Source organism: Candidatus Pedobacter colombiensis, from assembly GCA_029202485.1.
GTDB lineage: Bacteria > Bacteroidota > Bacteroidia > Sphingobacteriales > Sphingobacteriaceae > Pedobacter > Pedobacter colombiensis.
In genome coordinates, this window is the sequence record CP119313.1 from 2,332,114 (window position 1) to 2,346,694 (window position 14,581).

12 protein-coding genes are annotated in these 14,581 nt (G+C 38.7%); 7 read left to right on the forward strand and 5 right to left on the reverse strand.

What is annotated here, in order from left to right; translation table 11 throughout:
• Nucleotides 1–281: 281 nt before the first annotated feature.
• Nucleotides 282–4,790 (forward strand): glutamate synthase large subunit, encoded by a 4,509-nt coding sequence (gene gltB / locus P0Y49_09915; GenBank protein WEK21452.1) that lies wholly within the window; start codon nucleotides 282–284, stop codon nucleotides 4,788–4,790.
• 63 nt (nucleotides 4,791–4,853) lie between these two features.
• Nucleotides 4,854–6,320, forward strand: a complete 1,467-nt coding sequence (locus tag P0Y49_09920) for a glutamate synthase subunit beta (GenBank protein WEK21453.1) — start codon at nucleotides 4,854–4,856, stop codon at nucleotides 6,318–6,320.
• A 68-nt stretch (nucleotides 6,321–6,388) separates the two neighbouring features.
• On the opposite strand, the gene P0Y49_09925 is transcribed toward P0Y49_09920, so the two are convergent.
• Together P0Y49_09925 and P0Y49_09930 are read right to left on the reverse strand one after the other, a co-directional pair.
• A complete protein-coding gene (locus tag P0Y49_09925) occupies nucleotides 6,389–6,919 on the reverse strand; it encodes an RNA methyltransferase (GenBank protein ID WEK21454.1) in 531 nt (176 codons plus the stop codon).
• Nucleotides 6,920–6,934: 15 nt separating this feature from the next.
• Complete coding sequence (locus tag P0Y49_09930; protein WEK21455.1) at nucleotides 6,935–8,086, reverse strand: galactokinase; 1,152 nt, start codon at nucleotides 8,084–8,086, stop codon at nucleotides 6,935–6,937.
• A gap of 173 nt (nucleotides 8,087–8,259) precedes the next feature.
• Between P0Y49_09930 and P0Y49_09935 the strand changes: the two genes are divergently transcribed.
• The 5 genes from P0Y49_09935 (at nucleotide 8,260) to P0Y49_09955 (ending at nucleotide 11,890) form a co-directional block, all read left to right on the forward strand.
• Nucleotides 8,260–9,297 (forward strand): galactose mutarotase, encoded by a 1,038-nt coding sequence (locus P0Y49_09935; GenBank protein WEK21456.1) that lies wholly within the window; start codon nucleotides 8,260–8,262, stop codon nucleotides 9,295–9,297.
• Nucleotides 9,297–9,935 carry a DsbA family oxidoreductase gene (locus P0Y49_09940; protein ID WEK21457.1) on the forward strand — a complete coding sequence of 213 codons (639 nt, stop codon included), beginning with the start codon at nucleotides 9,297–9,299 and terminating at the stop codon, nucleotides 9,933–9,935. Before P0Y49_09935 ends, P0Y49_09940 begins: the two co-directional genes overlap by 1 nt.
• 544 nt (nucleotides 9,936–10,479) lie before the next feature.
• Nucleotides 10,480–10,992 (forward strand): DinB family protein, encoded by a 513-nt coding sequence (locus P0Y49_09945; protein WEK21458.1) that lies wholly within the window; start codon nucleotides 10,480–10,482, stop codon nucleotides 10,990–10,992.
• An 88-nt stretch (nucleotides 10,993–11,080) separates the two neighbouring features.
• The gene (locus P0Y49_09950; protein ID WEK21459.1) at nucleotides 11,081–11,659 is read left to right on the forward strand and encodes a DUF4833 domain-containing protein; all 579 of its coding nucleotides are present in this window, start codon (nucleotides 11,081–11,083) and stop codon (nucleotides 11,657–11,659) included.
• A 36-nt stretch (nucleotides 11,660–11,695) separates the two neighbouring features.
• Complete coding sequence (locus P0Y49_09955; GenBank protein ID WEK21460.1) at nucleotides 11,696–11,890, forward strand: hypothetical protein; 195 nt, start codon at nucleotides 11,696–11,698, stop codon at nucleotides 11,888–11,890.
• A 49-nt stretch (nucleotides 11,891–11,939) separates the two neighbouring features.
• Here P0Y49_09955 and P0Y49_09960 read toward each other — a convergent pair whose 3' ends face one another.
• From P0Y49_09960 to P0Y49_09970, 3 genes are all read right to left on the reverse strand, one after another.
• Entirely contained in the window at nucleotides 11,940–13,295 is a 1,356-nt protein-coding gene (locus P0Y49_09960) for an MATE family efflux transporter (protein WEK21461.1), read from the reverse strand.
• Between the two features lie 128 nt (nucleotides 13,296–13,423).
• The gene (locus tag P0Y49_09965; GenBank protein ID WEK21462.1) at nucleotides 13,424–14,047 is read right to left on the reverse strand and encodes an ATP-binding protein; all 624 of its coding nucleotides are present in this window, start codon (nucleotides 14,045–14,047) and stop codon (nucleotides 13,424–13,426) included.
• 21 nt (nucleotides 14,048–14,068) lie between these two features.
• On the reverse strand, nucleotides 14,069–14,554 hold the full coding sequence (locus P0Y49_09970) for a YiiD C-terminal domain-containing protein (GenBank protein WEK21463.1): 486 nt from the start codon (nucleotides 14,552–14,554) through the stop codon (nucleotides 14,069–14,071).
• Nucleotides 14,555–14,581: the final 27 nt, after the last annotated feature.

The window sequence follows — 14,581 nt, forward strand, 5'->3', positions numbered from 1 at the left end:
GAATTTGTTTACTGGTTTTGTAATTCATACTCACAAGCAGCATCAGGCAATATTGCGATCTGGCGGTTTTATGCAAGCTTATGAAAATCTGTTCTAAATAACATGATTATTAATATTGCAATTTCAATCGTTGTATTTTATCATTATGATAATATTGATGTGATTAATTTTAAATATGTTGTATATATCCTAAAAAATATATAAATATTACAATTCGTCATTATTTATTCGTATCTTAGTGTCCTAAATACACTATACCAAACTATTATTAAACGGAACTTATGGAATTAACACAAGATAACCAAGGGTTATACGACCAGCGTTTTGAACATGATGCGTGCGGCATCGGATTTGTTGCTCATATTAAGGGCCGAAAGTCGCAACAAATCATTTCGGACGCGATAACCATTCTTGAAAATCTTGATCACCGCGGGGCAGTGGGAGCCGAAATCAACACTGGAGACGGTGCGGGTATTATGATACAAATACCTCACGAATTCCTGTATGATGAATGCCTTAAGATCGGATTCAGCTTAAATGAATCTGGTGACTATGGCGTAGGGATGCTTTTTTTACCCAAAGATGTAAAAGCAAGAGAAGAATGTAGAGAGATTATTTACAGGGCAGCGGAGAAGCTTAACCTTGAAGTTTTAGGTTTTAGAAAGGTGCTGACCAACACCGAAGGTATAGGCGATATGGCCTTATCTGTAGAACCTGAAATGGAGCAGGTATTTATTGCACGCCCTTATGAAATTGCAGCAGGTGCAGATTTTGAACGTAAACTTTACGTATTTAAAAACTACCTGTCTAAAACCATTAACACTACGGTAAAAGGTATTAATGGTGAATTTTATATCGCATCTTTTTCTTCCAGAACCATAGTATATAAAGGTCAGCTTACTTCATTGCAGGTTAGATCTTACTTTACTGAATTGAGTGATAAGCGCGTGGTATCGGCGTTTGGATTGGTGCATTCCCGTTTTGCAACCAATACATTCCCTTCATGGAGGCTTGCGCAACCTTTTAGATATATTGCCCATAATGGTGAGATTAATACCTTACAGGGTAACCTGAACTGGTTTAGAGCAAGTGTTAAATCATTCGCATCTCCATATTTTACACAAGAGGAATTAAACATTTTACTTCCAGTAATTGATGAGTCGAACTCTGATTCGGGATGTTTAGATAATATAGTTGAATTATTGTTGCATTCAGGTCGTTCGTTGCCGCATGTATTGATGATGCTGATCCCGGAAGCATGGGATGGTAACGAAGATATGGATGAACTGAAACAAGCATTCTATAAATTCCATGCTACTTTAATGGAGCCCTGGGATGGGCCAGCAGCAGTTTCCTTTACAGATGGTAACCTGATTGGTGCTACGCTGGATAGAAACGGCTTACGTCCGCAAAGATACGCCATTACTGAAGATGATCACGTAATTATGGCTTCTGAGGCTGGTGCACTTGCACTTGATCAGAGTAAGATCATTGAAAAGGGCAGGCTTACTCCTGGCAAAATGTTTGTTGTAGACATGGAGCAGGGCCGTATCATCAGTGATGTGGAAATTAAACAACAGGTTTGCAGCAGAAGGCCTTATGGCGACTGGATTAATCAATACCAAATCAGACTGGAAGAGCTTCCTGAGCCAAGATTGGTATTCAGTGGTTTATCTCAGGAATCTATATTCAGGTATCAGCAGGTATTCGGTTATAGCAGAGAAGATGTGGACCTGATCTTGAAGCCTATGGCAAGGGATGCCAAGGAACCAATCGGATCAATGGGTACTGATATTCCATTAGCGGTCCTTTCTCAGAAACCACAACACTTATCATCTTACTTTAAGCAGCTATTTGCCCAGGTTACCAATCCGCCAATTGACCCGATCAGGGAAAAAGTGGTAATGAGTCTTGCAGGCTTTATGGGCAACAATGGAAATATTCTGGAAGAAAATGCAATGCAGTGTCACTGTGTTGGCATTAAACATCCAATATTAACCAACCATGAGCTTGAAAAGCTAAGAAGTATTGATACTGGCGTATTTCAATCTAAAACATTACAAACCTATTTCAGAGCAGATGGTAATCCGGGTGCTTTGGCAAAAGGACTGGAAAGACTTTGTCGTTATGCTGTTGATGCCGTTGAAGATGGCTTCCAGGTAATTGTATTGTCGGACCGTGCACTGGACTCAGAACATGCTGCTATTCCTTCTTTATTGGCTGTTTCTGCAGTACATCACCACCTGATCCGTAAAGGATACAGAGGGGCAGTAGGTATTGTTGTTGAAGCCGGTGATGTTTGGGAAGTGCATCATTTTGCTACTTTAATCGGTTTTGGCGCAACAGCGGTAAATCCTTACCTAGCCTTGGAAACCATTACAGGTTTTCAGGATGAGCTGCAAGCTAAATCTGAAAAACTAATACAAAACTATATCTATGCCATCAACAATGGTTTATTGAAGATCTTCTCTAAAATGGGGATTTCTACTTTACAGTCTTACCATGGCGCGCAGATATTTGAAATCCTTGGCTTACATAAAAATGTAGTAGACAACTACTTTACTGGTGCTGTGTCAAGGATTGGTGGATTAGGGCTGGATGAAATCGCTAAAGAAACCTTAATTAAACACAATAGGGTATTTAAACTAGCTAACCGTCCTGACCCAATATTACCTACTGGCGGTAATTACAAATGGAAACGTAAGGGCGAGCAGCATTTGTTTAACCCACAGACCATTCATTTGTTACAAAACGCTACCCGTAAAAAGGACTACAGTATTTACAAGCAATATTCTAAGCTGGTAAATGAACAAACGAATCAAGCGTTTACCATAAGAGGTTTATTTGAATTTAATTACAATCGTCCTGCTGTTCCATTGGAAGAAGTTGAACCGATTGAAGGTATATTAAAACGTTTTGCTACAGGGGCGATGTCTTTTGGCTCGATCTCTCACGAAGCCCACTCAACCCTGGCAATTGCTATGAACCGCATTGGCGGAAAAAGCAATACCGGTGAAGGTGGTGAAGATGAATTGAGGTATGATCTCTTGCCAAATGGTGATTCTATGCGCTCCGCGATTAAACAGATCGCTTCGGCCCGTTTTGGTGTAACCAGTTACTACCTGAGCAATGCTGATGAGTTGCAGATTAAAATGGCACAGGGTGCTAAACCTGGTGAGGGTGGACAACTACCTGGTGAAAAAGTGGATGACTGGATTGGAAAGGTTCGTCATGCTACGCCGGGTGTAGGATTGATTTCTCCGCCACCACACCATGATATATATTCGATTGAAGATTTGGCTCAACTGATCTTCGATTTGAAAAATGCCAACCGTGAAGCAAGAATCAACGTTAAGTTGGTTTCTAAAGCGGGTGTAGGTACCATTGCAGCGGGTGTTGCTAAAGCTCACGCTGATGTGATCCTGGTATCCGGATTTGACGGTGGTACAGGTGCTTCACCATTAACCTCTATACAACATGCAGGGTTACCCTGGGAACTTGGTTTAGCTGAAGCACATCAGACTTTGGTTAAAAATCGTTTGCGTAGCAGGGTAGTACTACAAACAGATGGACAGCTGAAAACCGGTAAAGATATCGCTATTGCCACTTTATTGGGTGCTGAAGAATGGGGTGTGGCTACAGCTGCTTTGGTAACATCAGGCTGTATCATGATGCGTAAGTGTCATTTAAATACTTGCCCGGTTGGAGTAGCAACACAAGATCCTAATTTAAGGAAGTTATTTACCGGTGAACCTGAGCATGTGGTAAACTTGTTCTATTTCTTAGCTGAAGAGTTAAGAGAAACTATGGCTGAACTTGGTTTCAGATCAGTAGCGGAAATGGTTGGACAGGCTGACGCACTAACTGTACGTCGTATTGAAGAAAGTGACTGGAAATTAAAAGATCTTGATCTTTCTGCCATCTTACATAAAGCTCCGGACAATGGCTTAAGCTTATATCAAACAGAAGAGCAAGATCATGGATTGTCGGAAGTATTGGATCACGACTTAATTAAAGCTGCGCAACCAGCATTAGCCAGTAAGGAGCCTATATATAAAGAATTTGAGCTGAAAAACACAAACCGTGCGATCGGTACGATGCTTTCTAATGAAGTTTCTAAAATTTACAAAAGTCAGGGTTTACCTGCCGATACCATCAACTTTAAGTTTAAAGGTTCAGCAGGACAAAGTTTCGGAGCTTTTGCAACCAAAGGAATTTCATTACAACTGGAGGGTGAGGCGAATGACTATGTAGGCAAAGGGCTTTCAGGAGCTAGATTATCTATCTATCCTTTTAGTGAAATCAAATATGTACCAGAACAAAACATTATTATTGGTAACGTAGCACTGTATGGTGCAACTTCCGGTGAGCTGTTTGTACGTGGACAGGCTGGTGAACGTTTTGCGGTAAGAAACTCTGGAGCTACTGCGGTAGTTGAAGGACTGGGCGACCATGGTTGTGAGTACATGACCGGTGGTGAAGTGCTTGTGATTGGTGGTACCGGTAGCAACTTTGCTGCAGGTATGAGTGGTGGTGTAGCCTGGGTTTATAATGCCAAAGGTGATTTTGCCAGCAAATGCAATAAAGAAATGGTTGATCTTGATCCGCTTGATGAGCAAGATGAACTAAGAATTAATGTATTGTTGAAAAGACATATCCAGCTTACAGATAGTGATTTAGCTAAGTTTATCTTAAATGATTGGGCAACTCAATCTGCACACTTTATTAAAGTATTCCCGAAAGAATACAAAGCTGTATTACAAAAAAGAGCTGAAAAAGTAAAAGCGTAAGCAAAACCAGATCACAAAAAAGAAGACAATAATGACCATCACTAATAATTCAAATATATAATAATGGGAAAAGTAACCGGATTTTTAGAGTATGATAGAACTGCTCCTGTAAAAGAAGATGCTAAAACTCGTTTAAAACATTATAATGAGTTTGTAGAAGCTTTTGAAGCTGAACAGGTAAATACACAGGCAGCGAGATGTATGGATTGTGGAGTACCATTTTGCCAGTCGGGATGCCCGCTTGGCAATGTAATACCAGAGTTTAACGAAGCTGTATATAAAGGAGACTGGCATTTGGCCTCAACTATTCTGTTGAGCACCAATAACTTTCCTGAATTTACAGGCAGGATTTGTCCAGCGCCATGTGAATCAGCATGTGTGTTAGGTATCAACAAATCACCTGTGTCTATCGAAGAAATAGAAAAACACATTATTGAAACTGCGTTTGCCAAAGGATACATTAAAGCTGAACCACCTTTGATTCGTACAGGTAAAAAAGTAGCTGTAATTGGCTCTGGTCCTGCGGGACTTGCGGCAGCTGCGCAATTGAACAAAGCCGGACATGAGGTGGTTGTTTATGAGCGTGATGATACACCTGGAGGTTTATTAAACTATGGTATTCCTGATTTTAAATTGCAAAAAGATGTAGTAAAACGTCGTATTGCATTGCTAGAAAAAGAAGGCATTGTGTTTAAATGTAATTCCAATGTTGGTGTAAATGTGGAGCTGAATACCTTGCTTAGAGATTTTCAATCGATCATTCTTGCAGGTGGTTCTACCATTCCGCGTGATCTTCCTGTAAAAGGAAGAGATGCTAAAGGAGTACATTTTGCGATGGACTTTTTAAAGCAACAAAACAAAAGAGTTAAAAACTTTAAAGTTGAAGACGAAGATATACTGGCAACGGGCAAAGATGTAATTGTAATTGGTGGTGGTGATACCGGATCTGATTGTATTGGTACATCTAACCGTCAGGGCGCTAAATCGGTAACTCAGTTTGAGATTATGCCGATGCCATCACAAAGCCGTACAGCTAATATGCCTTGGCCGACTTATCCGATGTTGCTTAAAGTAACTTCTTCACATGAAGAAGGTTGCGAAAGGGGTTGGGGAGTAAACACTAAGGAGTTTATTAAGGATGAGAACGGAAATCTTAAAGCTGTAAAAGTTGTTGATGTAGAATGGGATATTGATGCTAGTGGTCGTCCTTTGAATTTCAAAGAAAAACCGGGTACAGAGCGCGGTTTGCCTTGCCAGCTGGTATTATTGGCTATGGGTTTTTTACATCCACAAAAAGAAGGCTTAATTGAAAAATTAGGGGTAGAAATTGACAACAGAGGAAATGTGAAAGCTGAAGAAGGTAAATATCAAACCAATATCGCTAAGATATTTGCTGCCGGCGACATGCGTCGCGGACAATCATTAGTGGTTTGGGCAATATCTGAAGGTAGAGAGGCTGCTCGTAAAGTAGATCAATATTTAATGGGGCACAGTAGTTTACCATCAAAAGACGGCATTCCTTACGCATAAAAATAGGATTGTGTTATTTAGATTAGCGCATTGGTCAAAAGCCAATGCGCTTTTTATTGAATATTGCGTTACAACCTTAGTTTAGCGAAGAAATCCCACAGTACTATTCCTGCGGAGATTACAATATTGAAAGAGTGTTTGGTGCCAAACTGAGGAATTTCAATACATTCATCTATTTGTACCATTACTTCGTCGCTTACCCCATTTACTTCATTGCCAAAAATTAAAGCATATTTAGCATCAGGAGCAGGTTTAAATGTATTTAACATGGTGCTTCCGGCAGCCTGCTCTATAGCAATAATGATATAACCGTCTGCTCTTAAAGATGCGACTGCGTCAAGTGTGGTGTCAAAATGCTTCCAGTCTACTGATTGGGTAGCACCTAATGCCGTTTTTTCTATTTCCCTGTGTGGTGGCTGTGCAGTAATTCCACATAAATAAATACCTGCAACGGCAAAGCCATCACCCGTTCTAAAAACAGAACCTATATTGTGCATACTGCGTACATTATCGAGCACTACAACTACCGGGAGTTTTTCCTGCTCTTTAAATGCTTCAATACTCACACGGTTCAGATCATCTAATTTTAATTTCTGCATGGCGCAAAAATAAAATTAAATTACCGAAGCACCATTACCAATTTCGCTGATATAAATAGTTGCAGGGTAACCGATACGATCTACATAAAAATCAGTTAGTTTTTTAGTAAAATCATCTTGCTGACCTTTTTTAAGTAGCGCGATGGCACAACCACCAAATCCGGCACCCGTCATACGCGCCCCAATTACATGCTCATAGTCTGAACAGAATTCAACTACAGCATCCAGTTCGGCACCTGTAACCTCGTATAAATCCTTTAAAGATTGATGGGAGGCATACATTAAACGACCAAATTCTGCCAGGTTGCCATCATTAAGTGCTTTCGCCGCCAGATTAACACGATCATTTTCTTTAACCACATGGGTTGCACGTTTTAAAACAATTGGATCTGTGATCAGGTGACTGTATGAAGCAAATTTCTCAGCATCTAATTCGCAAAGGTTACCTAACGTAATCTCCTGATTTAACTGTTTTAAGGCTGTTTGACATTCGGCAACTCGTTCGTTATATTTAGATTCAGCCAGCTTGCGTGGTTTGTTGGTATTTACAATCGCCAGGTTATAGTCGCCAAGGTTGCAGTCAACAATTTTATAATCAAGTGTATCGCAGTTTAATACAATCGCTTTATCGGTTTCTCCAAAGGCAACAGCAAACTGATCCATAATACCACAGTTTACACCAATAAATTCGTTTTCAACTTTTTGCGCAAGCAAAGGAATTTCTATCTTTTGGTATCCTAAATTGAAATAAGAATTTAATGCGTAAGCCATTGCCACTTCAATAGAGGCAGAAGAAGATAGTCCTGATCCAATAGGGATATTGCCAAAAAATAGCAAGTCTAACCCCGTAGTGAGCTCATATTTTTTTAAGATTTCATTAAAAACACCCAGAGGATAATTGTACCATTCGGGGCCGGTTTTGGTGTAACCGGACTGTAGTTCAAATTCTTGTTCTTCGGGGAAGTTTAGACTTTTAAATCTGATGACATTATCGTTGTTTGGCGCCAGACTTAACCAGGTTCCAAGTGTAACCGCACAAGGCATCACGAGTCCGCCATTATAATCAATATGTTCTCCAATTAGATTTACACGACCAGGGGTAAAATAGTTTGCAGTTGGCTCGTGTCCATATTTTTCTAAGAACTTATTAATTAATTCCGCTTTCATTGTAATATTTTAAGTTTGGTTTTGTTTTAAGTTAAAGTATTGATAGTATTGTTCTGTTAATAACAGACGCTCCTAATATACAATTTATGAACCATCATGAGCTTGCAGTCGAGAAAAAAAAGCGACTAAAACTTAGGGTGCTCATCAACCATTAAAAACATGAATTTATTCTGATGGAAAAAAAACTGATTGAGACTGGAAAATTTATAGATGAAAAGGAGGTTTTAGCCATAGAACTGACAAACATCCACGGCACCTATGTCAAAATATATAATTATGGTGCGATTATAAATAAATTTGTATTTGCCAATAAGAATGGAGACAAGCAGGATATTGTTTTGGGCTTTGATGATATAGATCAGTATACCAGCGAAGAATATTTAAATAATTATCCTTATTTAGGCGCTGTAATTGGCCGTTATGCAAATCGTATTAAGGATGGAAGGTTTAGTATAGATGGTGTAACTTATCAGCTTTCGCAGGCTAAAGGAGGCGACTGCTTGCATGGGGGTGATATAGGCTTCGACCGCAAGATGTGGGAAGTATTGCCAACCATTGATCCAACTGTTACCCTTCAGTATGTTAGCTCTGCAGGTGAGGAGAATTTCCCTGGGAATTTAACTGTACAGCTTACCTTTAAGCTTACTGATGAGAATGAATTGATTTTAGACTTTAAAGCATTTACAGATGCGGTTACAGCGATAAACCTTACTCATCATAGTTATTTTAATTTAGCACCCCAGGGCGGTTCTATAGCGGCGCACGTGCATAGAATGCCTGCGAGCAATTATCTGGAACAGGATGATAATTATGTGGTTACGGGAAAACTCATTCCCGTAGAAGGCACAATGCACGATTTTCTGGGTGATAAAGCAATAGGACAGGATTGGGATCCAACAGAAGGGTATGACCAGACTTACGTATTGGATAAGCCTTATGGTGAATTGACATTGGCTTCGGAAACCTATGAAGAAAACGGTGGACTAAAACTGTCAGTTTATACAACCGAGCCTGTAGCTCATTTTTACACTGCAAAATATCTGGATGTGAAAGCCGGCAAGGAAGGGAAGGATTACCATCCTTATGAGGCATTTTGTGTGGAGACCCAACATCATCCAAATGCAATTAATATTCCTGCTTTTCCAAGTACAATTTTAAGGCCTGGAGAAAGCTATAAACAAACTACAATTTACAAAATAGAACATAATTAATGAAGGTAGATATTTGGTCGGATGTAAGGTGTCCATTTTGTTACATAGGCAAGAGAAAGTTTGAAATGGCATTGGCTCAGTTTGAACACAAAGATGATGTAGAGATAGAATGGCATAGCTTTGAGCTAGACCCTCATGCTGCTACTTTATTGGATAAAAGCGCTTATGATTATTTAGCTGAACGCTATGGCAGGAGCAGGGAATGGGCTGTAGAAACTCATAAGCAGGTTACACAAAGCGCAGCCGAAGTTGGTTTAACTTTTAACTTCGACAAATCGGTGATTGCTAACTCTTTTGATGCACACCGTCTTATTCAACTGGCCAAACAGAATGGGGCGGGAGACTTGGTGGAAGAAAATTTATTTAAAGCTCATTTTACTGATGGTAAAAATATTGCTGATCATGAGGTTTTACTTCAAATTGGTAAGGATAGTGGATTAAATGCGCTGGAAGTGGAAGTGATGCTTAAAAGTAATGATTTTACGGATGAAGTAAGGTATGACGAGAAGACAGCTCAGGATTTAGGAATTACCGGTGTTCCTTTCTTTATTTTTGATCAAAAGCTGGCTGTATCTGGTGCACAGGCTCCTGAAACTTTTTTGGGTGCAATGATTAAAGCCGGGCAAGAAGAGAAATAGCAAGGGATCATCCACTTCGCGATTATTTTTTACATTTTTTTTGACTTATTAAAAACCATATGTAACATTATTTCGTATATATTGGTGAAAGCGTTAATTGGGTGCGTGTTGTTCTAACATGTGCCCTTTTTTATAGCTTATACATTTTCACAATGATAATGTTATTCGCTGCATTCTAAATATTAATACATTACAAAAGGTCTATAAAAAAAGAAAGAGGCGACTCATCCAAGCTCTCCTCTATTCTAACCAAATATAAACCTGTATGAACGGGTTTTCTCTTTTAAGTTCTATCAGGAATATTTAAAACACCTAAATAGAAACTGTTGTTTCATTATTTAATAGGACAAATATACGTAGTTATTCTCATATAGTGTACATGATACACTATTGAATTTTTAAATTCATGACATTAAATTAACAATTGTCGTTAGTAACCTCTTTTTTGACGTAATTAGCCTTATTTTTATGATTGAAGCAAGGTGAATTTATTCTAAAATTATATAGGATTGTTACAGTTTTCAAACCATTAAAGGATCAAGCCATGAACAAAAATGAAATTATTAAAGATTTAGAAAGGACAATAGCAGAATTTCAGCAGCTAATTTCAACTTTTGATGAACAGCAGTTAAATAAAGTTCCTTTTGAAGGAAGCTGGACTCCTGGGCAGGTAGCACAACATGTTAGTATGGCCAACTCTGGTTTTGCTGACATATTAAATGGCCCTGTTAAGGATACAGATAGAGCACCGGATCAATCGGTAAAAAAGATGGAGGATATTCTTCTAGACTTTACCACAAAGATGCAGTCCCCTGATTTTATAAATCCCAACATGAAAGTATACAATAAAGCACAATTATTGAACACTTTGGAATCTATAAAAAGTAAAGTAAGTAAAGCGATTGCCGATCTGGACCTTACCCAAACATGCCTTACCTTTGAATTACCTGGACTTGGGCAACTTACACGATTGGAAGCCATCTATTTTGTGATCTATCATACACAAAGACACGCATATCAACTGAAAAACATTATAAACAGTTATTCAGCGAATTAAATAAAGGTAAGAACAATGTAAAATAACCACTGTATCATTAAGGTATGGTGGTTTTTGAGCTAAATTTGATCTTAATTAAAATTTGAACATGAAATCTGTAAAATCAAACACTAGTCTATCATTCATTGGCTTTTTTATTGCTTTATTTTTAAATGTGAGTGTTTATGCGCAAAGTGTTGAAAGCGGAAATCCTTCACCATTAAAATTTCCTACTCCACAAGGGATAACAAATCAGCTTTTTTACCTACAGAGAGACCCCAATACAAATACAATTATTTGTGAATTGAATGTGGATGGGGATGGAGATATCAATGAAAAAGAACCTATAAAAGTATATTGGCTAAGATATGGTGAAAAAGGTGAGAAAGAAGATTTGAGTTATATCCAACGAAAATTTGCTTACGGTATCCAGACTAAAGCTATTGGCGATGGCGGATATGAACTAAGATTTGTTTCGCATAAAAAGCTACCAATGTATTTGGTGAAATCAGCTGAGGATAAAAAATACCATGTATACGTTACAGTAAACAATAAGAAGATTCAACTTGACCGCATATTTGTGAGAATAGAAGGTGGATCGTTCTGGTTGCCAAACGTAAAATACGTAGAATTAAAAGGAATCAATACTGCCAATAAAACACAGACAATAGAGAGAATAAAAGTTTAGTTTTTACTATCTTTAAATAACCAAATATTTAAAGTCATGGAAAAAGAAGATATTAAATCGCTATTGGAAATTATAGATCAACAAGTTAGCTCTTCAATACTTGGTGGGATGGAGGAAACCTATGAAGAGCTGGAGCGAATGGGATATATCACTATAAAAAGAGATCGTGTACAACATTCAGCATCCCTTACGCCTGAAGGATTACATTATTTAGAAATGTTAAACAGGTAGTCATCCAGATAATACGGATGCTTGACAGGGATAAGTTAACAGGTATTTCTTAACCAATCAAAACTCTGGTTCTTTTTTGGAATCTAATAAATAAAAGCGTGGAGGCAGTTAATAATCCAAAAGTTAATCCATACCATATTCCATTGACACCTAAATGAAAAACGATGCCAAGCAGGTATCCTAAAGGGATACCAATAACCCAATAGGCAATAAAGGTAATCAGGGTAGGGATATTCACATCGCCAATACCTCTTAAAACACCCAGACCTACAACCTGCGTACCATCAAATAATTGAAAGAAACCGGCAATAATCAGGAGCTGTGCCGCTATATTTATTACAGCCATATCTTCGGTATAAATGTAGGGTAAGATGTTATTGGCCAAAATAAACAATAGTGCTGTAACGCTCATGAATACCAATATGACATGATAACTGGCAATGGCAGAGTTTCTAAGGTCTGAAAAGTTTTTCTTACCAAAGTTGTTTCCGGTTTTTATGGTAGCAGCAGAAGCAATGCCACTGGCCATCATATAGGTTGTAGAGGCCAGATTAATTGCCACTTGATGTGCAGCTTGTTCTACAGCTCCAATGGTTCCTATTAATATTGCAGCACCACTAAAAGCGCTGATTTCAAATGAGTATTGTAAAGCAACAGGAGCACCGATTTTTGCAATCTTCAGGCTCCTTACTTTATCTATCAACCCGAGACGGAAACTTCTCGTATATTCTTTAAAATACTTCGACCGAAGTACATAAATCGACATCACGATAGCCATTAAGGTACGATCAACTAAAGTACTTAATCCAACACCCTTAACACCCATCGGTGCAATACCAAACATACCTTTTACAAAAATTACACCCAAAATAACATTGAGGAGATTTCCCCAAATGGAAACGAACATGGCTTGTTTTGTAAAACCAAGTCCTTCGGCAAACTGCTTAAATGTCTGGAATATCATTAATGGAACTATAGATATAGCCAGATAACCCAGATAAGGCTTCGCATAAGCAACTACTTCCGGTGATTGACCTATATGATCAATGGCCAGCAAAGTGCCGAAGTGCACAAAAATATAGAGCAATATAGAAGTCAGGATGTTTATGATCAAACTATTGGATAGCAGTTTACCACATTCGTCGTAATTTTTACGACCATTTTCCTGTGCAACCAGAGGTGTTAGTCCGTACGAAATCCCCAGTCCCAAAACCAAAATGAGCATAAACAAACTGTTTACCAGAGATACCGCGGCGAGCTGAATGGTTCCTGCAAAATGTCCAACAATCACACTATCGGCCAAATGCACCAATGTATGCCCCAACTGAGACACTACAATTGGCATAGCAAGACGTAAATTATCAGAATAATAAGGTTTGTACCTTGTGTATAAGCTCTTCAACATTTTGGCAAAAGTCGGCTTTTTATGCTGAATTAACGACCCTCAGGCAGAGTTTATTTTGGAATCCTACTTTAAAACGTTTAAAATAATATTGGCCATTATGAAATGAGTTTAATATGACATGGCACCTCTTAAATTGTAGTGAAATATTCTTCTTTTTCAGAGGAATGAGGTCTGATTACGCCACTTAGAATTAAACTAACCAGGATCTTTTGGGCCTGTCTGTATGAGCTTCGGGTCAGTTTGCTAAATTCTTTCAAAGTGATCCGGCCTTTTTCCGCAAGGTATTCAAAAAGTTTCCTTTCTTGTTCAGTATAGGTAATCAGTTGCCCCGAAGTGTCATTACTCTTTTTAATCACATCCACAATGATTTTACTGGCTAGTAAACTCTTGTCTTTTACGCGGTAATATACCCACCATTTTTTATGCTCATCAAGTGCGTAATGTGGCTTGGTCTCGCTTCGCGCAATGTTTACAACAAGCACTAGCTTCCCATCAACATGCACTTCCTCAAATTCAGGTTCAATAGCCGGTTTGCAGAACTGGTGCGCAGACTTGGTAATCATATAGCGCTCCTCGTCTTCAGATTTCACACCCTTTATGCTACCGTCATCAGCAACGCCTATCAACAGTTGTCCGCCTTTATTATTGGCAAATGCCACCAGGCTTTTAGCTATCTTTTCATTGCTGGTGATTGTTTTCTTAAAATCTAACGTCGTACCCTCACCTTGTAAAATTAGTTTCCTGATATTCATTTGTATACTCCTTATAAAGCATTAATAAGCGATACGTGGCTCTTCACCCTGATGTAAACTTCTTACATAAACCTCATTCATTACTGTGGCACAAAGCTCTCCTTGTGCATTTGTAACTTCCATCGGGTAAGCCTTCACAAATTTACCATAGGTATTTAAGGTCTCTATAGCCTCATTCAACATATCATCTGTAACTGTAATCGTAAAATATAAGCTGCCTCTGCCCGGTTTTAAATACTGGATGGAAGCGCTTTTAAGCCAGACGCGCACTTTAAATCCTGCCCTTTGTAAGAGCTGATCAAACAACAAAGCGTAAAACGGATCTGTGGCCGCATAAATGGTACCGCCAAAAATAGAACCGTTATAATTCTTGTTCAGTACGCTTTTTGCAATCTTTACATCAACCCCACGAAAGCCCTTATGAAATTTACGAACCCAGATACGCTGGAACAATAAAGGAGGGTATAAACACAAGACCCACTTAAGGGTTTTTTCTGATACAACCATGATGCTTAAATATCAGAAAGATTATTG